The organism is Nostoc sp. DSM 114167 (genome assembly GCF_052692655.1).
This window is the reverse complement of sequence record NZ_CP195116.1, coordinates 2,772,023-2,793,714: the sequence shown is the minus strand read 5'-3', so window position 1 is coordinate 2,793,714 and position 21,692 is coordinate 2,772,023. Positions and strand designations below refer to the sequence as shown.

Annotated in this window: 20 protein-coding genes; 6 read left to right on the top strand and 14 right to left on the bottom strand. The window is 39.9% G+C overall.

The genetic code is table 11. The annotated features are described in order from the left end of the window. Nucleotides 1–14: 14 nt before the first annotated feature. Nucleotides 15–737: a TerC family protein gene (locus NSTC731_RS11955; protein WP_445630992.1), complete on the bottom strand. Its 723-nt coding sequence runs from the start codon at nt 735–737 to the stop codon at nt 15–17. Nucleotides 738–1,009: 272 nt separating this feature from the next. Here NSTC731_RS11955 and NSTC731_RS11950 point away from each other — a divergent pair, with 272 nt between their 5' ends. Continuing rightward, entirely contained in the window at nt 1,010–1,246 is a 237-nt protein-coding gene (locus NSTC731_RS11950) for a DUF433 domain-containing protein (RefSeq protein WP_445630991.1), read from the top strand. A 440-nt stretch (nt 1,247–1,686) separates the two neighbouring features. On the opposite strand, the gene NSTC731_RS11945 is transcribed toward NSTC731_RS11950, so the two are convergent. From NSTC731_RS11945 to NSTC731_RS11935, 3 genes are all read right to left on the bottom strand, one after another. Next, nucleotides 1,687–2,127: a hypothetical protein gene (locus tag NSTC731_RS11945; RefSeq protein WP_445630990.1), complete on the bottom strand. Its 441-nt coding sequence runs from the start codon at nt 2,125–2,127 to the stop codon at nt 1,687–1,689. A gap of 70 nt (nt 2,128–2,197) precedes the next feature. After that, nucleotides 2,198–2,884, bottom strand: a complete 687-nt coding sequence (locus NSTC731_RS11940; protein ID WP_445630989.1) for a hypothetical protein — start codon at nt 2,882–2,884, stop codon at nt 2,198–2,200. 91 nt (nt 2,885–2,975) lie between these two features. Then, nucleotides 2,976–3,113: a hypothetical protein gene (locus tag NSTC731_RS11935; RefSeq protein ID WP_445630988.1), complete on the bottom strand. Its 138-nt coding sequence runs from the start codon at nt 3,111–3,113 to the stop codon at nt 2,976–2,978. Nucleotides 3,114–3,334: 221 nt separating this feature from the next. On the opposite strand from NSTC731_RS11935, the gene NSTC731_RS11930 reads away from it, so the two are divergent. Next, nucleotides 3,335–4,033: a DUF305 domain-containing protein gene (locus tag NSTC731_RS11930; protein ID WP_445630987.1), complete on the top strand. Its 699-nt coding sequence runs from the start codon at nt 3,335–3,337 to the stop codon at nt 4,031–4,033. A gap of 30 nt (nt 4,034–4,063) precedes the next feature. Here NSTC731_RS11930 and NSTC731_RS11925 read toward each other — a convergent pair whose 3' ends face one another. Further along, on the bottom strand, nt 4,064–4,648 hold the full coding sequence (locus NSTC731_RS11925) for a Uma2 family endonuclease (protein ID WP_445630986.1): 585 nt from the start codon (nt 4,646–4,648) through the stop codon (nt 4,064–4,066). A gap of 115 nt (nt 4,649–4,763) precedes the next feature. After that, nucleotides 4,764–5,402 carry a peroxiredoxin gene (locus NSTC731_RS11920; protein WP_094348143.1) on the bottom strand — a complete coding sequence of 213 codons (639 nt, stop codon included), beginning with the start codon at nt 5,400–5,402 and terminating at the stop codon, nt 4,764–4,766. A 1,108-nt stretch (nt 5,403–6,510) separates the two neighbouring features. Here NSTC731_RS11920 and NSTC731_RS11915 point away from each other — a divergent pair. Beyond that, the gene (locus NSTC731_RS11915; RefSeq protein WP_445630985.1) at nt 6,511–7,224 is read left to right on the top strand and encodes a hypothetical protein; all 714 of its coding nucleotides are present in this window, start codon (nt 6,511–6,513) and stop codon (nt 7,222–7,224) included. 150 nt (nt 7,225–7,374) lie between these two features. Here the strand turns inward: NSTC731_RS11915 and hpsP are convergent, their stop codons facing one another. The 6 genes from hpsP to NSTC731_RS11885 form a co-directional block, all read right to left on the bottom strand. Beyond that, nucleotides 7,375–8,547, bottom strand: coding sequence for a hormogonium polysaccharide biosynthesis glycosyltransferase HpsP (gene hpsP / locus NSTC731_RS11910; RefSeq protein WP_445632071.1), 1,173 nt, complete (start codon nt 8,545–8,547; stop codon nt 7,375–7,377). A gap of 106 nt (nt 8,548–8,653) precedes the next feature. Continuing rightward, nucleotides 8,654–9,829 (bottom strand): hormogonium polysaccharide biosynthesis glycosyltransferase HpsO, encoded by a 1,176-nt coding sequence (hpsO, locus tag NSTC731_RS11905; RefSeq protein ID WP_445630984.1) that lies wholly within the window; start codon nt 9,827–9,829, stop codon nt 8,654–8,656. A gap of 86 nt (nt 9,830–9,915) precedes the next feature. Beyond that, on the bottom strand, nt 9,916–10,896 hold the full coding sequence (hpsN, locus tag NSTC731_RS11900) for a hormogonium polysaccharide biosynthesis glycosyltransferase HpsN (RefSeq protein WP_445630983.1): 981 nt from the start codon (nt 10,894–10,896) through the stop codon (nt 9,916–9,918). A gap of 271 nt (nt 10,897–11,167) precedes the next feature. After that, the gene (hpsL, locus tag NSTC731_RS11895; protein ID WP_445630982.1) at nt 11,168–12,826 is read right to left on the bottom strand and encodes a hormogonium polysaccharide biosynthesis protein HpsL; all 1,659 of its coding nucleotides are present in this window, start codon (nt 12,824–12,826) and stop codon (nt 11,168–11,170) included. 603 nt (nt 12,827–13,429) lie between these two features. Further along, complete coding sequence (locus NSTC731_RS11890) at nt 13,430–14,206, bottom strand: glycosyltransferase family 2 protein (RefSeq protein ID WP_445630981.1); 777 nt, start codon at nt 14,204–14,206, stop codon at nt 13,430–13,432. 422 nt (nt 14,207–14,628) lie between these two features. Beyond that, a complete protein-coding gene (locus NSTC731_RS11885; RefSeq protein WP_445630980.1) occupies nt 14,629–15,420 on the bottom strand; it encodes an SAM hydrolase/SAM-dependent halogenase family protein in 792 nt (263 codons plus the stop codon). 153 nt (nt 15,421–15,573) lie between these two features. On the opposite strand from NSTC731_RS11885, the gene NSTC731_RS11880 reads away from it, so the two are divergent. The 3 genes from NSTC731_RS11880 to NSTC731_RS11870 all read left to right on the top strand — a co-directional run bounded on the left by NSTC731_RS11880 (nt 15,574) and on the right by NSTC731_RS11870 (nt 19,502). Next, complete coding sequence (locus tag NSTC731_RS11880) at nt 15,574–16,473, top strand: hypothetical protein (protein WP_445630979.1); 900 nt, start codon at nt 15,574–15,576, stop codon at nt 16,471–16,473. A gap of 14 nt (nt 16,474–16,487) precedes the next feature. Further along, on the top strand, nt 16,488–18,410 hold the full coding sequence (locus tag NSTC731_RS11875) for an Hsp70 family protein (RefSeq protein WP_445630978.1): 1,923 nt from the start codon (nt 16,488–16,490) through the stop codon (nt 18,408–18,410). A 267-nt stretch (nt 18,411–18,677) separates the two neighbouring features. Continuing rightward, entirely contained in the window at nt 18,678–19,502 is an 825-nt protein-coding gene (locus tag NSTC731_RS11870; protein ID WP_445630977.1) for a M90 family metallopeptidase, read from the top strand. 577 nt (nt 19,503–20,079) lie between these two features. Here NSTC731_RS11870 and NSTC731_RS11865 read toward each other — a convergent pair. Continuing rightward, nucleotides 20,080–20,502 carry a mannose-binding lectin gene (locus tag NSTC731_RS11865; RefSeq protein WP_445630976.1) on the bottom strand — a complete coding sequence of 141 codons (423 nt, stop codon included), beginning with the start codon at nt 20,500–20,502 and terminating at the stop codon, nt 20,080–20,082. Between the two features lie 650 nt (nt 20,503–21,152). Continuing rightward, nucleotides 21,153–21,608 carry an EVE domain-containing protein gene (locus NSTC731_RS11860; protein ID WP_445630975.1) on the bottom strand — a complete coding sequence of 152 codons (456 nt, stop codon included), beginning with the start codon at nt 21,606–21,608 and terminating at the stop codon, nt 21,153–21,155. Between the last annotated feature and the right edge of the window lie 84 nt (nt 21,609–21,692).

The window sequence follows — 21,692 nt, the reverse complement described above, 5'->3', positions numbered from 1 at the left end:
TCCTTCGTCCTCACTTATTTAGAGACTTCGCTCTTTTCCGGTTCTACTTGGGGTAATTCAGTACTAACGCGCTTAGAAAATCCCCAGCCTAAAATCAGGAAGATGGCAGCAATCATGATCCATTCTGGTGGAACTAAACTATCGTTAACTACTTTCAACAACAAACGTAAGCCCACCAAGGCGACAGTTACATAGCCTGCGTCTTCTAGGTTTTCGTATTCGTCTAGCCAACGGATAAACAATCCCGCCATGAATCGCAGCGTAATAATACCAATTGTTGCACCCGTTAGCACTAGCCATTTTTCTTGAGAAACTGCGATCGCAGTTGTCACGCTATCCAAAGAAAATGCCAAATCTGTAAATGCAATCACGGGTATGGCTTGCAACAACGAATTAAAACGCGGCCCGTGATGGTGTTCGTCATTGGATTCTTCCGAGGTAAAGTGTTGGAATACCAACCACAGCAGATAACCAGCGCCCAATAATTCAAATTGCCAGAATTGTTGTACCCAAGTAGCAGTGAGAATCAGGGTGATTCGCAGCACATAAGCAACGACTAAACCAAAGTTGAGTCCTTTACGCTCAAGTTCTTCGTCTTCCAGCCCCCTAGCGATCGCCGCGAGGGCGATGGCATTGTCGGCAGATAACAGCGCCTCTAAAAGCACCAAGATCAGCAGAACTATCGGGGCTTCAATGGTGAAATGAAAGTCGAGGTAATCAAAAATTCGGTCTAGCATTCCGGGTTTCTCAAGCAGAAAAAATTAAATTTTGACTCAAACAGAGATTTGCATGTTAAAAAGCGCAATAAATTGCCACTCTAATTCAGCTTAACGTGGTTATGGTGCATTTTGAAGAGGGTTAAATGTGTGCGATCGCAGCGAGAGTGGGGTAATTTGCGTATAAGTCAATACATCCAAAGTTTTAACATCTAGCTTAGTGCGATCGCAATGGACTGCTGTTAGTTCGCATCTAAAATTAAAAGATGAGAACAAAAATATGGTAAGAGTTTATGGATAACACACTTCTACAACGCATCACTCATAATCCAAATATCTGCCACGGTAAACCCTGCATTCGAGGACTTCGTTATCCAGTTGAGTTTATTTTGGAACTGCTCAGTTCTGGCATGACTACTGAGGAAATCTTGGCAGATTATGAAGATTTAGAATCTAAAGATATTTTGGCTGTCTTGTTATTTGCCGCTCGACTGTGCCAAGTCAAAAGCATTCATCGAATCGCCTCATGAAATTTATTGTCGATGCTCAGTTACCAGTTCGTCTTGCCCGTTTTATCAAAACTTCAGATATAGGACTCATATTTGATTTCTGAAAAAACTCAGTACACTTTTATTCCTTTTTACCTGTTCCCTGTCCCCTGTCTCTACGAGTGATTCAGGAATCAAATCGGATTCCTATATATGTTGGGTTGGGTTACGCAAAGCCTCCACCCAACCTACAATTTTTTTGCTCAAATGCTTTGGTAAAAGCGAGAGTTGCGATCGCACTTGCTGTGATTGGTTCCAAAATATCCTACCTTATCTAGCGACATCTTCATTGATGGATACAATAACAGATGTTTAGATTCCACAAAGGGGATGAGGGGGATATGAACCTGGTTATGACAAAGACGCGATAAATCGCCGTCTCTACAAACGGTTTATTGTGTCTGCTGCTGTGATTCTAAATTTCACAAAATCTCTGTCAACTTTACTAGTAGACTATTTGCTAAATCCACTAATCTGATATCATTTGTATCAACACTATTTCCTTCACCAGCTAACAAGCTTCTCACAGCAGATAGCCTGTCATCTATTTGGGAAATTTTCCAAACTTCATCTAAGTTTACTGCAAAATCAAACAGCGATCGCTCTCCTAAATGCTCTCTTACCCTCACAGCTACAGTATCATTACTTACCAGAAATTCTTTAATAGTATCTAATTGAAAATTACCTAATATTTCATCATGTCCCCACGTTTCTAGCCAGTCTCCCTCCACATTTTCAACGTAAATATTGACAAAATCAACACCGTAAGTTAACCAGTTCTGCTGCATTTGTCGCGCCGTCGCTAAAGCTTCAGCAAATGTATCTACTTGATTGTTGCAGTGAGTTTCTCTCTTATTAGGCATAAAAGCTGTAATTAGCACGTAAGTATATAGGCTAGACACAAATCTGAAATATGAAATTCCTGAAAAGTCACTAAAATTTTAAATATTTGCCACCAGAAAGGTAATCACTGTTATACAGGGCCACGTTGACTAACTGGTTGACAAAATTAGTATCTTTGGGATTGTAACTTAAAAACAGCCCCCTCTCGATTTCCCACGATCGCAGTGTATTTTGCCAAGCTTCGTACTTTTGATGATTGAGTTCTTCACTAACACTGGTAACTTGAATGCACAGTGGTTGATTGTTACGACTAACAATTAAATCTGTTGCCATAGAAAGGTCGGCTATATAACGCTGCCAAAAACTACCTTCTCGCTGAACAATATCTTGAGCTATCGATCTAATGATATCATTATCAACCTGATTAAACTCGCCTGCCATCAATTTTTGTTTCCAAATATAAAACTTGGAGTCACTTGCATTGAACCATCTGGGAAAGAGATAACCATACCAATATCTCTCAATCGGCGTCATCATCTCGAACTTTGCTTTTTGTTCTTCTTCTGAAGGTAAGGATTTAATCATCAGCCAAATTGTAGAATCTGTAATTACCTCTAGCAGAAAGGCAATTACAAAGGGTTTTGCAGTCAGAGAACCTGGCTTGATGTCTTTTACCCAACGATTGATTTCATCTAATCTTCTCGCTAGATTATGATCTATCGAGGAGGCTTGCTCGATAAGGGACTTTAACCGATCCTTAATTTCTGTTGCTTGCAAACGATGCCCTACTTTCAGAAGATTACGCTTTTTTACATACTGATTAGTAGATTTTAACTTGAAAATGCATCTAATTAATTTCCTAATGTCATCAAATATTCTCTAGGTCGATGCCCTGTATACGTAAAGCCTCCCGCAGTCGAGCGATTTCTTGCTCTGCTTGTTTAGCGCGTTCTTCTGCCTCTTCGGCACGTAAATGTTCTTGTTCAAAATAACTTAGTCTTCTCAAATACCGTTAACAATCGATTCTACAGTAGCAGGTTCAGACATTAGCGATCGCTCGGAAACCCGATAAATCTCTTATGTACCGAGTATAGGCATGAGCAATTAGTGCAATGAGAAACAAAATCCCCGGCTTTGTAAAAATAAGTTGTCGGTAATCTTTAGATTTTATCTTAATTTCATTGGATTATTAGATCGTTAAAATTAGAAATATGTTAAGTAAGATTTATGCAACTGCTATTTTTCAGGAATGGCTTTTTAGCGCTAACTTTTGTTGCGATCGCTTCAACTGGTGGGTTAATTACAGGCTGTAGCAATACTGCTTCCCAGAACCAAAGCCAAGCGCCAAAGGAAACCACTAGCAATGCTAATGACAAGCAGATGATGAATCATGGTGGTGGCATGATGAATCACAGTATGGGAATGGATTTAGGCCCAGCCGATGCTAATTTTGATTTACGATTTATCGACGCTATGATACCGCACCATCAAGGGGCTGTGGAAATGGCGAATGTTGCGCAGCAGAAATCAAAACGTCCTGAAATCAAAAAGCTAGCAGACAATATCATCAAATCGCAAAACCAAGAAATCACTCAGATGAAGCAGTGGCGACAAGCTTGGTATCCCAAGGCGGGAGATCAACCAATGGCTTACAACAATCAAATGGGCCACATGATGGAAATGTCATCTGACCAAATGAAAACTATGATGATGAGTCAAGATTTAGGTGCAGCTGATGCCAAATTCGATCTGCGCTTTATCAATGCGATGATTCCTCACCATGAAGGTGCTGTAACAATGGCGCAAGATGCCTCAACTAAGTCTAAGCGTCCTGAAATCAAGAAATTAGCCCAAGAAATTGTTAAAGCCCAAGATATAGAAATTAAACAAATGCAACAGTGGCGAAAAGCTTGGTACAACCAGTAATATTATGTATTCTGTTTCGATAAAATTTTCTCACCAAATTTTACTCATATTCAAAATAAACCCAGGCAATACCAACTCGCCGCTTACACTAGCAGGATTATCTAAACATTCCTCTGGCAATCCAGGACGATAAATATAAACTTTACGCTGCTTACGGTCAATTAACCAGCCTAACTGTATTCCTGGCTCATTCATATATTCCTCCATTTTTTCTTTCAAAGTCTGGAGGTTGTCGCTGGGAGATTTGAGTTCAACTACAAAATCTGGACAAATAGGAGCAAACTTTTGCTGTTGTTCTGGAGACAGAGAATTCCACCGTTCTAGTTTAATCCAAGAAGCATCTGGAGAGCGTTCTGCACCTGTTGATAACTTAAATCCGGTACTAGAGCTAAAAGTTATACCTGTACCATCTTGTTCCGACCACACCCATAGCTGTCCTGAGATATTACCTGCTCGGTTTCCTGTCTCTGAACCAGTCGGAGGCATAATTACCAATTCTCCGAATTGATTTCGCTCAATGCGTAAATCACGATTCACCTGACAGAATTCAAAAAATTGTTCATCTGTCATTTGCATTGATGACGGAATTTGCAAAACCAAAGGGGATGAAAACATCGGCATTTCCTCCAGGTTCGGATGCTAGCCCACTGACTATATTCTCACGCAAAAAAACAAAGACGCAAAGTTATATCTTGGCGTCTTTATTTTTCATCCGAAATCATTTTCAGATTTACTTGTTAGGTTGAGGAGTCATCCGCAGATAGGGTTTGATTTCCTCATAACCTTTGGGGAATTTCTGTTTTAGTACTTCTGGATCTTTGAGTGAAGGGACAATTACAACATCCTCTCCATCTTTCCAGTCAGCTGGTGTCGCCACGCTGTAATTATCAGTCAATTGCAGAGAATCAATCACCCGCAAAAGTTCGTCAAAGTTACGTCCTGTGCTGGGAGGATAGGTGAAACTCAGGCGGAGTTTCTTATTAGGGTCAATCACGAAAACCGATCGCACTGTCACAGCCGCATTAGCATTCGGGTGGATCATGTCGTACAGATCGGCTACCTTGCGATCTGCATCTGCCAAAATTGGGTAGTTCAGAGTGGTGCTTTGAGTTTCTTCAATGTCTCCCACCCAGCCTTTATGGGATTCTACGTCATCAACGCTGAGTGCGATCGCTTTAACATTGCGCTTGTCAAATTCTGGTTTGAGCTTGGCAACTGTGCCAAGTTCTGTTGTACAAACAGGTGTAAAATCAGCAGGGTGAGAGAACAGCACAACCCAGCTGTCACCTGCCCATTGGTAAAAATCGATGTCGCCGTGTGTTGAGGCTTGCGTAAAGTTGGGTACTGTGTCACCTAGACGGAGAGCCATGAGAGATTCCCTGTAGTTAGAAAGGCATATATATTCTAGTATGCTATGCCATCATGACATAAAACCCCTATTTCTCAGTCGGACTTTAGCAGTTTGAAACAAAATTTTAGGTTGTCAGCGCTCTCGGATAAGGGACGAAAGAGAGGTAAAAACTATTAGACCTCTTGCAAAAATATATTTTTGCAAGAGAGGGGAAAGGGTAAAGGTTAAAGGGAAAGGATTTTGAGTTTCTTTACCCTTTTCCCCCGCCCCTTATCCCTTTCTGGGGCAGGTTTTTTTGATTAGACAAATTTTTGGGATTTTAAAACCAAAACCATTGTCTGAGAACTTAAAACTACGTTCAATAATTGAGAACATTCTCAACTATTTATCGAAAGCCTAAAAGCCTGCCCTTGAAAGGCCCCTTATCCCCAGAGGGGGCCCCACCTTCCCCTTTTCCCGGACTTTTGCAAGAATTATATTGACTAAAGTACACATATATGCATTTAATTAATATGTTTTTTTAGAGGTTTTTCTTTACATAGAGAATTCCAAATATCAGGGCAATAGCTGAGTACAAGCCATTGCAGGTCTAGGCTTCTTGATTAATAATATTTCCAGATTATTGCAGAATTACGGGAACCTTTATTGGCATAGATACAATATCTTGATAAGTTTTGAAACTGTTAAAATTTTAATTTTTATAATGTAAGTATTGAGAAGAAAGGGTACAAATTATGTTTATGATTTTTGAATTATAAACTAATTATGATCGTAGTAATAATTTTAGTGATTGGTGTTCTCCTCAGCACAACTGCGAGATAAGTAGGTTGGGTGCAGCGATAGCGTAACCCAACATAAAATTTGGTGGTAATGTTGGGTTGCGTTTCACTCCACCCAACCTACATCAATATATCTTTTAAAAAACTCTAGGTTTCAACATAGATGAGGTTTATTACAAATTCAATTGTTATATAGCGGTTCCCGACCTAGTGAGGTACGTTTTTAAAGCTATTAACCTTGGTGAGCAAGACTTAGGTGTACCTCAGTTGCCTGGGAAACGCTATAAAGCAAATAGTCAGAATAAAAACTACAAATATATTTATTATTTTTGAATTTTGAATTACTTATGATGATAGTAATCTTTTTAGTGATTGGTGTTATCCTCAGCACAACAGCAAGTTTTGTTTTTGGAGTTCCCCAGTTGATGCCGATTTTAGGTGCTGCTGTCCCCTATCCCATTTTCTTTTTACAAGTGCGTCGTCAAGAATATAAAAGTGCTTTTTGGTGGATGTTACTGTGGGGAGTTTTGCAGAGTATTGCCGTGATTATAGTAACAACAATCGTACCAGAAACAGCAGCAAAAGTTATTCTTCGCGGACAGTCATACACTACAGAAATGTTCCACTGGATTCGCACGGGAGAAGGTATGGAAGGAACAATCCGTTTATTTTTACCAGACCATTTATTGCAATACGGAATTTTTTGTATTCTCTGCGTTGTCACCTTAAGTAGTGCGGCATTGATATTCGGCACTTGGATGCTGAACTACATGAATTTTTATGTTGCAGAATTAGTAAAAGTTAGTGCTAAACCCTGGCTAGCAGCTATTTTAGGGTGGTATCCGTGGTCAATTTTGCGGATAATCGGGTTTATCGCCACTGGGGTAGCTTTAGCTGCATTAGGATTAAATCTAATAACTCGCATCAGAGGGGAAGTTCCAAAGTCTCCCTTTCCGAAAACTTATATGTTGATTGGAATTAGTTTTGTGATTGCGGATATCGTTGTCAAAGCAATTCTCGCACCTATTTGGCAAAAACTGCTGTTATCTGCGTTGGATTAAAAGAGAAGTCAGAAGTCAGAATTCAGAATTCAGAATGCAATTTTAATTAGGGACTTTTGGTGTGGTGTTTAACCATTTATTCCTCTACCAGCCGCAGAGAATTCAATTCTGAGTTCTGACTCCTGACTCCTGAATTCTTTCTTGTTAAATTCATTTATTTGTGAGAATTTTTTGGTAGGCTTTGATTGTTTGCTTTGCGATCGCATCCCAGCTAAAATTTTGCAAGGCATACTTTTGAGCGTTTAATCCCCGTCGTTGGCGTTCTTGGGGATTTTGCAAAGCCTCTTGCAATAACTCTACTAGTGCTTGCACATCTGTTGCACCTACCCAACCCGACTCGCTATCACGTATCTGTTGACAAATATGCACTTGGTCAGAAATGACTACAGGTACACCTGCAACCATCGCTTCAGCTACAGCAATCCCAAAGTTTTCGTAGTAAGAAGGTAAGACAAATAAATCAGCAGCTTGTAGTAAACTAACTTTGAGTTCACCAGAGACAAAGCCTGTAATTGTAGCGTGCGATCGCAATGGTGAATTTTGAATTTGAGATATTATCTTTTGTTCGTAATCTGGTTCTTGGGGATTAGTCCCAGCTAAGACAAAATGAAACTTATAACCAATCGCTAATAGCTTCTCTAGCGCCGGAATCAACAAATTCAACCCTTTTTTCGGGTCAATTCGTGACATAAACAGCACCAATGGTACATCCTTTGGTATTTCTAACTGACTGTATACATTTTTAACAGAAGATTGACGGGGAATCACACCCAAGGGAATCACCAAATCTGGTGTAGATACTCCAAATCTTTCTGATATTTTAGCTTCTTGGTCGCTGGTAAAATGAATTGCTGCGGCACTAGCTAAATTTTGACGTTCTATAATTGCGGCATAAAGCTGTTTTAATTGCTTTTTCTTCTGTAAATCAGCCGGATCGAGAGTACCCAAAGGACGGAAAATATAAGGTAGCTTTTGCTGACGACACACAAGAGCAGCAGCACTAATTATTGGCGAGAATAAAGCATGAATATGTGCTATGTCAAACTCATGAGCATGACGTTTTAGCCAGTTTAATAAATCGAGGGAAAATTTGTAGCGACGAAACGGTGCGCAGCGAAAGTAAATTATTTCATAGCCATCTTGTTTAATTGGGAGATTTAAAGGGACATCCAGAGGTGTTTGACCATTATCGCCATTACTATCAGTTGTAAGAATTGTAACTTCTACTCCCTCTTTGACTAACGCCGGAGCTAATCCAAGTACCATTTGACTCGGCCCACCGTAAATTAGAGAAATTGAGGGGACAATTTGTAACACTTTCATTTTTTTGTCATTTGTCTTTTGTCCTTTGTCCTTTGTCATTTGTCCTTTGTCCTTTGTCATTTATTATTCACTAATGACCAATGTAGAGACGCGATTAATCGCGTCTCTACTGACTAATGACTAACTCTTGATAAAATTCTAATTGCTGTTTAGCCAAAGCTTTATTTGTATATTGAATCATTGCTTTTTGATAACCCATTTCACCGAGAGTATGAGCAAAATCTGGTTTATCCATTAATTGAACTAAGCAATTAGCAAGAGCTTGAACATCACCTTCAGGAAATACTAAGCCAGCATCGCCAATTACATAGGGAATTTCCCCAGAATCAGAACCAATTACAGGAACTTGGCAAGCCATTGCTTCAATTAGCACATGACCAAATTGCTCTTTCCAGCCAGCAGAAGTTAAGGTTTTAAACTTATAAGTTGTTTCTGAAGGTAATACTAAAGTACTCATTAAATTGATATAACTTGCAACCTCATCATGGGGAACACTTTCTATCAAAATTAATCTTTCTTTAATATTGTTTTCTGCCGCAATTTTGATTAATTCACTTTGCAACTCTCCTCGTCCCAATAATAGTACTTTCCAAGGTTTATTTTTCAAAATAGCTAAAGCTTGCAAAAGCGTTAATAAACCCTTTTCTTGCACAAATCGCCCTACAAAACCTACTACAAAATCTTCTTTTTCAATGCCCAACTTAGCTGCTAACTCTGGTTGAACTTTGGGAGTAAATAAACTTTCATCTACACCCAGTTGTGGCATGACTTTAATTGCACCTGTATATCCCCGCTGCCGCAAAATTTCTGCTCCATCTTGATTGCCAGAAATAATCCCGTGGCTGTGCTTAAGGTTATATTTTTCTAATAGATAAATTGGTAGTTTCAGTTCATAAGGAAGATTCCACCAGGTAAAAAATATATTTTTGGACTTGAGTCCTAATAGCTGATTTAAGGCAATCATTTGAGTATAAGCCAAGGCTCTAGAACCTTGTTCGACTTGGATGATTTGCGGGCGAAATTGTTTTAATAAAGATATCAAATCAGCGCCAAAGGTAAGAAGTCCCTGATGATTTTGACTAAAATTAGAAACTGGAACTATTTTAAATCTGCCTTCATCACGGTATTCAGTTTCAATAATTCTGTTTTGTACACCGCCTGGTTTCCAGCGCTTTGGGACTACAACTGTCACTTCAATGTCAGATTCTAGTTGAGATAAAGCGCGTAATTTTTCACAGTTAAGGTCTACGATATAAGTGTGACTTGCAACTAAAATTTTCATTGTCATTTGTCATTTGTCACTTGTACTGAGCGTAGTCGAAGTATTTGTTATTTGTCCTTCACTAACTCCTAATTCCTAACTCCTAGCTAAACTTGTTCATCCAATCGACTGTAAATTTGACCATCATTCCAAAGTGATTGAATGACAGTACCCAAGGCTTTGAAAAAACCCAAAGTGTAGAAAATAGAGCGACTGGCAATTTTTATCGGGGAACCGCTTTTGTGACAAGGTGGGCGTCCGAGAACGTGACAGTCAAATAAACGGGCGTATAGGCGTAAAGCTTGAGTAACAGTGAGGTTTTTCAGCCCTAGTAAAAAATGGTTGTGGTAAAAGGTGAGTTGATATTTTAGCGATCGCATACTAATATCGTGACAACCCCCTGTTTCTTCGCCTAAATGCACCAAATGGGCTTCTGGGTCGTACCAAATCTTATACCCCGTCTGTCTTACCCGCAAACAAAAATCTGACTCTTCGCGTACTGCACTACCGCGAAACCTTTCGTCAAACCTCAATCCATACTTAGTAAAGATTTCGCGGCGAAATGACATATTACAGCCCCTCGCTGTCAGTACTTGTTGGGGTTTGATGGTATGTACTAAATCAATATGATACCAAGCAATTCCTGGGTCCATAGCTTCGGGAGGCAGATATTCAATCTCTAAATCTCCTCTAGAATCACCTAATTTCATTCTGTCAAAGACCCGACCGGCTACAGCTCCCACCTCTGGATTTTGCACATAATTTTTTGCATGGGCTGCTAACAATCCTGGGGTTAACTGAACATCATCATCAATAAACAATATTATTTCACCAGATGACCGCCGGACAGCATAATTCCGCGCCCCTGGTAAACTTGCCCAATCTAAGCGCAACCATTTAATTTTACCTGCCTTTGCCATCTCTTCTAAGTAGGCTTGAATTTCTGGTTGGTGTTTTGGAGTTTGGTCTACAATTAAAACTTCAAAATTTGGATAATCCTGTTTTAAGACATCCACAATGCTATCCCGTAGCGCTTCTTCTCGTCCGTAGGTTGCAATAACTACAGTAACTAATGGCCAATTATTCATAAATTTTATTTAAGTAATTTTACTGTCTCTATAATAGCCTTGTAGAAATTAATTTTCATGAAATTCAGTAAGTGGTTATTGCTTTAATTTACATACTGTATTTTCACGGATTTTGAAAAACCTCACTTTCATTCCTCTCTTTGACTACGAAATTACTTACCTATCAATAAGTATCATCGAAAAATAAGTGTATGGCGAGAATTTCGAGGTAGGTTTGAAATACTGAGGGATTTTTGACCTCCAATCATATCTTTGGCCATTTTTATTTCGTTTAAATTGTTTTTAAACGTTTCTTCTTTTTTTGTTGGGGGTTGGCTTCTTCCTTATCTTGTTTCTCCAGTTCTGGTAACTTAAAAAGAACTCCCGCAAAAAACCAATAATAGGCAGCAACAGGATCGACATCCAGAGGATAGTAGTAAGTGTTGGTGCTAATAAATAATATAAACACCCACAAAGCGGCTCCGGAACTACGGAAATTACGGTTCTTTATCGAGCGATAGGTTTTAAAGCCCAGAATTGTTAAACTTGTTACCAAACCCAAAAATGATAGTAATCCAAAAATTCCCACTTCATAAAGTACTTTGGGATAGTAGGTTTCCACAAGTTTAGTTTGGCCCATCACACGGGCAGAGTTTGTTGCTCGTCCTAAGCCGCTTCCCAATGGCCCGTCTACGTTTTTCCAATTTTCTTCAAACTGCTGGATGATAAAATCTTGAGGTGGTGAAGCGTTCCAACGACTGACAAAACTCTCGGTTCTCTCTTGTACGACAGCAGGGTTAGTCACCATCGCAATTCCCAGAATGAAGGCAAGTCCCACGCCTATGGGGATAAATCGTTTCAGGTTGCCAAGTTGTCCGGTAAGCAATAGCAAAATCCCGAAGCAGATTGGTACTAAAGCTAAGGCGATTCTCTGCCCAGAGATTACAGCATCGATAAAGACTCCCGCTATCGAAGCTAAACCGATAATCCGCCATATTGGCGAGGGATCGGTGAAGCCGGTGGCAAAGGTAAAAAAGGTGCTAGAAATTAAAAACCAAGCCCACTGCCAAGGAGCTACAAATGTCCCTGGTAGGCGAATAACTCCTTCTTCGGGACTATATACTAGCGCTCCACCAAAATAACATCGGGCTTCGAGTGTTGCTCTAAATAAAGCATCTCCTTCAAGACCTCTAGTACCCTGACATACACCAGTTAGTAGTAAAAAATATTGAATAAATCCTAGCGCGCAGCAAATCAGTGTGAGGACAATCTGGAGGCGCAATAAAAATAGAAAATCCCGCTTATCGCGAATTAGATAGTAGGCACAACCAATCAGGGGGACATAGCCTAAAAATACTTTTAGTCCCAGAATTCCCATACCTAATGGTATTTCTGGGGGTGCTTTTTCTAATAGTCCTGCACTAGGCGGGTTAAATTGTTGTCCACCATTAACAAACAACAGTGTTAGCAGACTGCAAGCCAAAACAATATAAAGTGGGATTTTAATGCCTTTGGGAATAATTATCGGTAGCCCCTGTCTACGGCAAGTCTGCCAAAGTCCAATTAGCGCTGGAACGTAAAAGGCATCTTTAGCTAATTGGAGTATGGGACTATTGCCCAAGTAGTAGGTGACAGTACCTCCCACAGGTATGTAAATGATGAAGGCATATAGGGCTTGGCGCGGATATTTGTAGGAAAGGGACATGACTATTATCCCTAACACACCAGGGACTGCTGCTTTAATTCCAGCTACGAAAAAAAGTAGAATGCCAACGAAGACACCGCCAAAAACGGCGGTGGTGAGTAAACTAGTAAGTTCTTTACGTACTTGAGCAGATTTGCGCTTTTGGGCTAACTGTTCTTTGAGACTAAGGGTAGAAGTTTCCTTTTTAGCCTGCTTTTTCGATTTTGATTTTTTAGATTGCTGAGATTTTGATTTAAATTTTGGCATAGTGGCACTGTAGCCTATCAGCCTCGCAAAAGACTCCATTATATAGGACTAATATTTGATTTATAAAATACACGTAGTGGGCCAGTGCGTTGCGGAGGTTTCCGACGCTTGAGTACTTGCTCTAAGCGTTGGCGCAGCCTCTCGTAGAGAAGTCATGCTGTTGGTGTACCCTTACAGGGAAGCAACCTACGTATGGCGTATTGCAGATTATTGGTGTCAACTTAAGCTGAAACTCCTTTAAAACCTTGTTTCTAGCCTCTGGCTAGAAATGCACTTCAATTGGGCTGCTGCCACCAGCAAGAGAGGCGGAGCCTCAAAGACGAGCATTCCCAGTCGGAGACTGGGAACGAGGCAATCTAAAAGCTAGTTCTAGACTTGTTTTTACGTTAAGTTGACACCAATGATTGCAGACAAACCTCTCCTTACCACTTGGTGGAAGCAAGCTACGCGTAGCGTCTCACTTTGGGAAAAGAGAAGGCTTTACGTTGTAGTAACTGGCGTTGTGTTAGCGCAGAAACTACGGCACAATTTCAAGCTTTTGGTGCGTTACACTTTGCTAACAGATTGTATAAGACCATTTATGAGATTTTTTTCCCAAAAAATTTACAATTCTGATAGTTGATAAATCTCTTTGGATTGCTGTAGATTGTATAATCCAAATTCGTCTCTCAATGATTGATTTAATAATTTACGATTAAAAATGCTAAATCTTAATCTTTTTGAATTTTCAAAAAGATTTTCTCCTGTTGCCAAAATATAAACTGCACCTGGAAATGGTAATGATTTAATGGATTTTCCTTTGTTCTTTAAAATCTCTCTCACTTTAGCGTGGTCTATATAATATTTATAGTATCCGTAGCCACGATTATATTCTGCGGTTTCTGGTAGATCATTCAAATCATATCGAATAATATTACAAGTACCGCACATTTTATAAAAATTGCTTCTTTTGATATAGATGTAATTATTGCCTTCTTGATATTTATAACCTTTATTTATAAACCATCCATTAGAATCAGGATGTTGTTGAACAAATTTCGCTAACTTTTGACTCACACAATCGTCAGCATCAACTGTCATAGTGTGAGTGGGATAAAATTGACGCGCATACATCAATCCTTTTAAGATTTTACGCCCTTTATCTGTATCTCCTTTGGCTACAGGGGTAGGCTCGTTTGGAAGTGAAAAATCAACTGTAATGTATGTAATATGAGGATGAGTGAATTCTATTTTGGGCTTTTCGTTACAAACAACAATAACGTGAAAGTTAGGTGAGGTTTGATTGCAAACTGATTTAATACATCTTTCAAATAATTGTGTAACACGCTCCCAGGAATTGGAAACTTGTGCACTTTTGAGTGGGATAACAAAAACAAGCACTGTATTTTATCAGAACAAACAGCTAGGAATCTCGAAGCAAATAATAACACGTTATGACTGACGGTAAGACTAAATGTCAGTAGATCGAAAACTTTTATTGACGAAAGAATCAGGGTTTCAGACAGGTTTTGATGTTGACGATCGCGATGTCTACGATGGTCACTGAGCTTCTTGCCCTGAGTTTCGACTGCGCGGTAATCGAGCGAAGTCGAGATTCAACTACCGCGAAGCCGAAAGGTGTCGAAGTGCGAGCTGCGTTTATGCTTGTAATGCACCCTTAAACCACCAACAACCTCGTTTCTGGAAAAGCAGACTCTAACAAAATTCCGGCAAATTGTGTTTCTAAACTCTAATCAACGGCTGGTAAGGGTTCTGGAAAAATTTTCGGTCTACTGACAGTAACACAAGCCAATTACCCGATTTCAGACAATTCGAGTTACTTGCTGATTCACACGGGGACGACCAAAGCGTTCCCAAGCACTCCCTCCTCGCAAAAATAGCTCTAAAAAGCGCAATGGTTCTCCGGAATCACCTCTTGACCAACCAGAACTACCAGGAGCAAAGGCTAAAGTTCCTTCAGACACCTTGAAACTGCCATCAGAATACACTGCATCACTGACCACATCTCCAATTCGGATGACGATCTTGCTTTGAGGCTCCAAGTTAACTGTATGCGCCCCAATAGTTGTTTTAATGTTGCCGTAGCCATCAATCCAGGCAATGCGATCTGGTGGAACATCTGGGATTTGCTCGCTCTTGAGGCTATCTCCCAGAATGCTAAAATCTTCATTCATAACCGCAGCCGCAGCTGGAGGAAATACATCTCGTGAGCGAAACTGCGAACCACCACGGGAAACGTTGACGACTCGCAACTCCTTTGTATGGTCTTTGATAAAGGAGAGGGTGTAGCCTGCATTCACACCCACTACTTTTACACCATTAGATAGAAGGGCATAAGTTAACCCTTCACCTTCATTATCTCGACGAGCTTCAGGATCGTCCTGACGAGGCGCACAGTTGTGATAAATTAGGCGATCGCTAGGGCCAGGGTTGAGTCCGAGTTGGGCAATCCAGAATCCCGTTGCTAAGGTACTGAATGCTGGAACCGAAAGCAAATGAATTTGAGCATGGGGAAAAGTCATCAGCAGACGTTGTGTGACTTCAGTAAATGCCGGATCTCCTGTACCGTAGTCTGCAATGACGCAGATAAACATTCTGCTCCTCCTTTTGATGGGGTAATTTGCAATCAACCTAATTCATAATTAATAATTATGAATTATTTCGTCATTATCTGATTACCGAGTGAAATGAAAAAACGAGTGTTCATTTCACTTCTAATTAATAACGTTAAAGTCTTAATCAATGCAATGAAAACAATTACTTCACTTTTTAGCGAAGAACGCAACCAACTCCAGATAGATATTGATAACACAATCGGGATTGAGCAAATAGTTAAACTGGTGCAAAACCGACTCGATCATCTCGAAAGAATTTACATTGAAAAGCTGAATTTGGCTCAAGTTCGTCTGGCTTCCTTTTTCCTGGATACGCTGCGGCAGTCCATCGCCACTTTGGCTGCGGCTAACTATCTTCAAGTTGCTCCAACAGAACAAAGACAAATTACTAATACAGGGACAAAGTTGTTTAGCAGCAGATTAATCCTGAAACTGCTAAAGGGACTAATTTATATAGGCATCTTAGGTTCGTTGTTTTCTTTAACTAAAACTAACCCAGGTGCGTGGATGGCTATCTTATTAACTTCTCTACTGATCGGACTAGAAATTGTACTTAAACTCGAATCAAACAACCAGCAAAATAATTCTATATCTGAAGGAGTATTGGAATTACCTCAAGCGATTCTCCGGGTTGATAGCAAAGTATTTCTAGATCACCTTGGCGATGCTCTCAACACTATCGACCTAGCAGTGGCTAGAGTAGAAGAATCAAATAAACATGAAGGCGATTTAGCAATAGAAGAATTGCCAGAGTTATTGAATTTTCTCCAAAGACTAATGGGCGCATCCAAACTTGATAAACCCCAAATGGCTTATGAACTGGCGAAACTTCTGCCACAGATTTTAATGTCTCAGGGAATTAACGCTCAAATTTACCGATCGAATAGCGATCGCGAATATTTTGACTTTGAGCCAAGTATTGACCCCGATACCAAAGAACACGTGACTCTAACGCCAGCTTTGTTGAAAGGCGATCGCTTAATTAGGCGCGGTAGGGTAATTGAACCAGCATATTCCTCTGCTAGAGAATAATAGATAATAAAAGTATGGAAATTTTAGAAACAATTGGTTTTGATTTGGGACACGGTGAAACGGCTGTAGCGAAAGCGATCGTGGAAAGCATCGAACCTCCCCAGATGTTGGAAATTAATAACAAAAAAAACCAAATTACAGCTCTTGGCTGGCATCCCAAACTCGGTTATCTTGTTGGGGAACAAGCATTAATTCAAGCTGGCGTTACTCAACTGACAATCTCTTTCAAGCAAAAACCTAACAACGATCCCAAATATCGAGAAACAATTAGCACTTTTGTAGCAACCTACTACCGCCTTTTGAAAGAAACTAAACAACTTGCAGGTGGTGAAAGTAGTTATTTTTACATTGGTTGCCCTTCAGGATGGTCAGTTAGCGATCGCACCGAATACCAAAAGCTACTTCAAGAAGCTGGTATTCCCCAACTCAATGTTGTGCCTGAATCGCGGGCTGCTTTCATGCAAGCCAAGGAAGCCGGGAAGTTGGAGTATGACAAACTTGTTGGCTCGGTGCTAATTGTCGATATTGGTTCTTCAACCACAGATTTTACTCTGGTTAAAAGCTTAGAAGAAATCCCGATAGATTTCGGGAGTAATACTTTAGGTGCATCCCTAATTGACAAAGCTATTTTTGCTCGGACTCTCGCCAACCACGAACAAAAAGCATTACTCGAAAAAGTATTTCAGGAATATCCCCATCACCAAGCTCGTTGTGAACTTGCTTGCCGCAAAGCTAAAGAAGATTACTTTTCTAATGAACAGTTATACAGCGATCCTGAATCCTTTGCGCGTGGGTTCGAGTCGATCAACGAACAGATTTATTTTATTCCCCAAGTTAATAAATTGATGATGGAGGAAATTTTAAATCAACCCTTACCTGAACTGGAAAATCATAGTTGGATTAAATCATTTAGTGACTCTTTAAAGGAAGCAAAAGAAAAGCTAGAAAAACGTGGAATCGTGCCGAAACTTGTGCTGATGACTGGCGGTGCATCTCGCATGAAGTTTACGCACATTCTTTGTCAAGAAATGTTTCCCGAACCCGAAACGCTGCTTCGCCCCGATCCAGAACCGGAACGGTGCATTGCAATGGGTTTAGCAAGAGTAGGCAGATGGGATCTGCGTGCTGCTGCTTTTAAGCAAGAAGTGAACAAACTATTTACCTCGAACCAGCTTAAAGGTTTGATTGAAAGGCATATTCCAGAGTTAATCGCATCACTAACTAAGCCTTTGGCAGATGGTTTGATTGTCAACGCAGTTAAACCAGGTTTAAAAGATTGGCAAAAAAACAAAATACGGACTTTAGCCGATTTAGAAACAGCTTTGATCGGTCGGGCTGAACAGTGGCTCAAAAGCGAACGTGCCGTGCAGATAATTAATCATCAATGCACATCTTGGTTTAGCAATAAAATCCAATCTGATTTAGCCGCACAAACCGATCCAATCTGTCGAAAGTTTCAGATACCTAGAAGCAGCTTAAGGTTCCAGGATAGTATTGACCCAACTTTTGTTAACCCAGAATTACAAATTGGAGATGCTATTCTGGCTGAGACAGTAGCATTTATCGTCAATATAGTAATTGGTGGAGGCGCTGTGGCTAGCATTATCACTCTCATCCTAACTGGGCATTTAACCTGGCCGATTGCACTAGTATATGGGGCTTCGTTGATGGCAGCAGGAATGGAGCTAAATCGTAAGGGTGTTCAAGAAGTAATTAAGACAAATGTAGATGTACCTAGTTGGATTCGTTCTAATTTTTTGAGCGACAAAAAAATTGAGGATATATGCGAGCAAATAAAGCCTGAGTTAGAGAAAGTTCTTCAAGAACAACTAACAGCAAATCAAGAAGCTTTTGACAAACTGATTGTCAAAGTTGAGCAAGGACTTCAAAACAGCCTTTCTGCCAAGGTTCAATCTTGCATAATTCTGATTCAATAACGGTGATATGTGGGATTATGAAACTTTGTAAGGGACTGACAAATAAAAAAATATACAACTTTTATTGTGGGGTGGACATCTTGTCCGTCCCTGTCAACGGGCGCTCGTGTCGCCCACCCCACAAGAGTGGATAATTTATTTCTTGGAAGTCCCTAAAAGCAAGAAAAGTCCCATTTAATTTGAGTGATTGAGCCACAATAAGAACAATCATTTTATCTAAATTTTCTGCTCACCAGTGACTTAAATATGTAATCTATTCAGAAGTCAATGATTCAAACAATAGTTGTATTTATCATCATTGGGCTGATTCTGATTGGGATTTTAGTCAATCCCGTTAGAGTCAAAAGGCGAAGAAACCGTCTCAAACATCGTCCTTTTCCCCCACTTTGGAATGCCATTATTGAAAATAATCTTCCGATTTATCTGTGTCTTTCTCCCGATCAACTCAGACGACTTCAGGGACATATTCAAGTTTTCTTAGCAGAAAAGCAATTTATTGGCTGTAGAGGATTACAGGTGACAGAGGAAATGAAATTGAGTGTTGCTGCTGTCGCTTGTTTACTTCTATTAAATGAACGTGGGCAGTACTTCCCCAGACTTCGTTCAATTCTGGTGTATCCCAACGCTTATTTTGTTCAGGAAACGAATTCCGTTGGAAAATATGTTGTTGAGGAAAGGCGTGTGGCCAGACTAGGTGAATCGTGGACAAACGATCAAGTAGTAGTGTCTTGGGAACAAGTGAAACAAGACATTAATAACTGGAGAGATGGACGTAACGTTGTACTTCATGAATTCGCCCATCAGTTAGATCAAGAAGATGGTAAAGCTGAAGGAGTTCCGATACTGCAAAACAACTCAGACTATGCTATTTGGGCGAAGGTTATGACAGAAGCATATCAGCAACTTTGCAATGATGTTCTACAAGGTGCAAAGACGGTAATGGATAGCTATGGCGCAACAAATCCCGCAGAATTTTTTGCCGTAGCGACTGAGACATTCTTTGAGAAACCACACCAATTGTTATCCGAATATCCGGCACTTTATGAGCAATTACAACGTTACTATCAATTAGATCCTGTGCAATGGGCTTAAACTACGACCATGAGGTACTAAATATAACCTCAGCTTTAGATTGCATAAGTCAGAATAGCAGCCTTGTCATTAGACTTCTTGGCATTTGTCGGGAAAAGGGGAAGGTGGGGTCCCCTCTGGGGATAAGGGGCGAGGGGAAGGGGAAAAGGTACTGCAAAAGTCCCTTTTCCCTTTAACCTTTTCCCTTTTCTCCAAGAGTGCAAAAAGCACAAATGCCAAGAGGTCTATTGAGGTCGGCGCTATTGGCGGGGGATCGGCACTGGTTTTCTCCCGGCTCTACGAGCTAGTCAGCTAAATCCTGTTACAGCTTTGCGTAGCACGTAGTGTTTGCCGCACGTGAATTAAGCTATTACGCAAAAAGAAAAGCACATCAACTGGTGAAAGTTGTCCTAAGTCAATTGTCATTTGTCCTTAGTAAACACAAATGACTAATGACTAATGACGGTCTTAACGGAAAAGAGTGCAATATGTAGGCGCATTAGCTTACCCCACCTGATTTTAAAATTCAGGTGGGGTAGTTCATTTACTCAAAAGGTTCGGGCAGCAAAGCTGTCTCTAATTGCTTCCTACTTGCTACCTATGAATACTTCAAGATTCCATTAATATTCTCGATTCCCCGAATCCGAATTGATGTTGGGTTGTATGTGCCATTTATTCTACGACAGCTTGCTGATAGGGTGGCTCCAGCAACACCAATGCTCGGACAAGAATATTGATAAGTGCTAGGGGCTGTGGAGCTACCAGTATACCTCAATTTCCCATCAATATTCTCGATTCCCCGAATCCGAATTGATGTTAGGTTGTATGTGCCATTTATTCTACGACAGCTTGCTGTTAGAATATCTCCAGAAACACCAATGTTCCGACAAGAATTTTGATAAGTACTAGGAGAGGTTGGCCTTGCAAAAGCAGCATCAATGGGAATTGTAGCCAACATCGCACTACAAACAGCAAGAGTTATTAGACGTGGTGACTGACTTAGCTTTGTGAGATAAGACACGAGTATTCTCCTTTGATAAATTGAGTTTTATCGCTATCAATACCTTCGCAAAAAATAGAGGTCGTCTAACTTTTGGCGAAATAGTCCAACACAAGACCGTGGTTGACTGTTAAGCAAAACGTAAAACCCTAATCCAAACGGACACGATACTATAAATTCCTTCTACAAGAACCACACAAGATTTTACACGCTTGTTGTTGCTATAAGGCAAAAAACAAGCCTGTAAAATCTTAGGTTTGATCTAGACTAATACTCGTAAATTGGCGAAGGTATTGATTGCCATGAATTTCGTTTATTAGTAGAAATAAACTGTCAATGCTTAATCTACTTAATTCAAATTTTATAAGAATTAATCTACAAAATCAAGGTAATACAGCTTGTTTATAAAACGTTACAACAGGAATTATGTTTTGATTATATTAACTTTTGAAACGTCCAAGAATATTTGTAATGCTCAATAGTAATACTAATTGTTTTTAAGATTGCAATATATTCAGATTCACCCAGACTTATAAGGAAGAGAGACTGGGAGTATCATATTTGGGAAACAATTGGAGAATGGTTCGTATAAATTGGCGTTTTCGTATAGAAGATGCAAGAGTTAAGCTTTCAAAGATTTATCCAACCGAGTCAAATAATGGGACAGACTACTAGGAGGTTTTCATCGCCAGAATCTTCAAAGCCACTGCTTCAGGGACAGGCATCACTGATAATCTATTTCCTTGTTTCACCAACATTAATTCTTCGGCGCTAAACTTTTCTTTGAGTATTGATAGCAAGATTGGATTAGAAAAAGTCTCAACAAATTCCACTACAACTGTTTGCCACCGAGGGGATTTAATACTTGATTTCGGGTCGTAGTATTTACTTTCTGGTTCAAACTGAGTTGGGTCAGTAATATCTTTTTTCACTACACGCATTAATCCAGCAATACCAGGAGGATTAGTGCTGGAGTGATAAAAAAAAGCTAAGTCTCCTTCATCCATAAGGCGCAAAAAGTTGCGAGCTTGATAATTGCGAACACCGTCCCAGATAGTCTCTTTCTGCTGTTGAAGGTCAGCAATGCTATAGGCTTCTGGTTCTGATTTCATTAACCAATAATTCATTTACAGAAATTATGTATATACAAAAGTATTTTAATTTTGAGCAGGTAAATAAGTTCATAGTAAGGACTTTAGTCCTTATCTTTT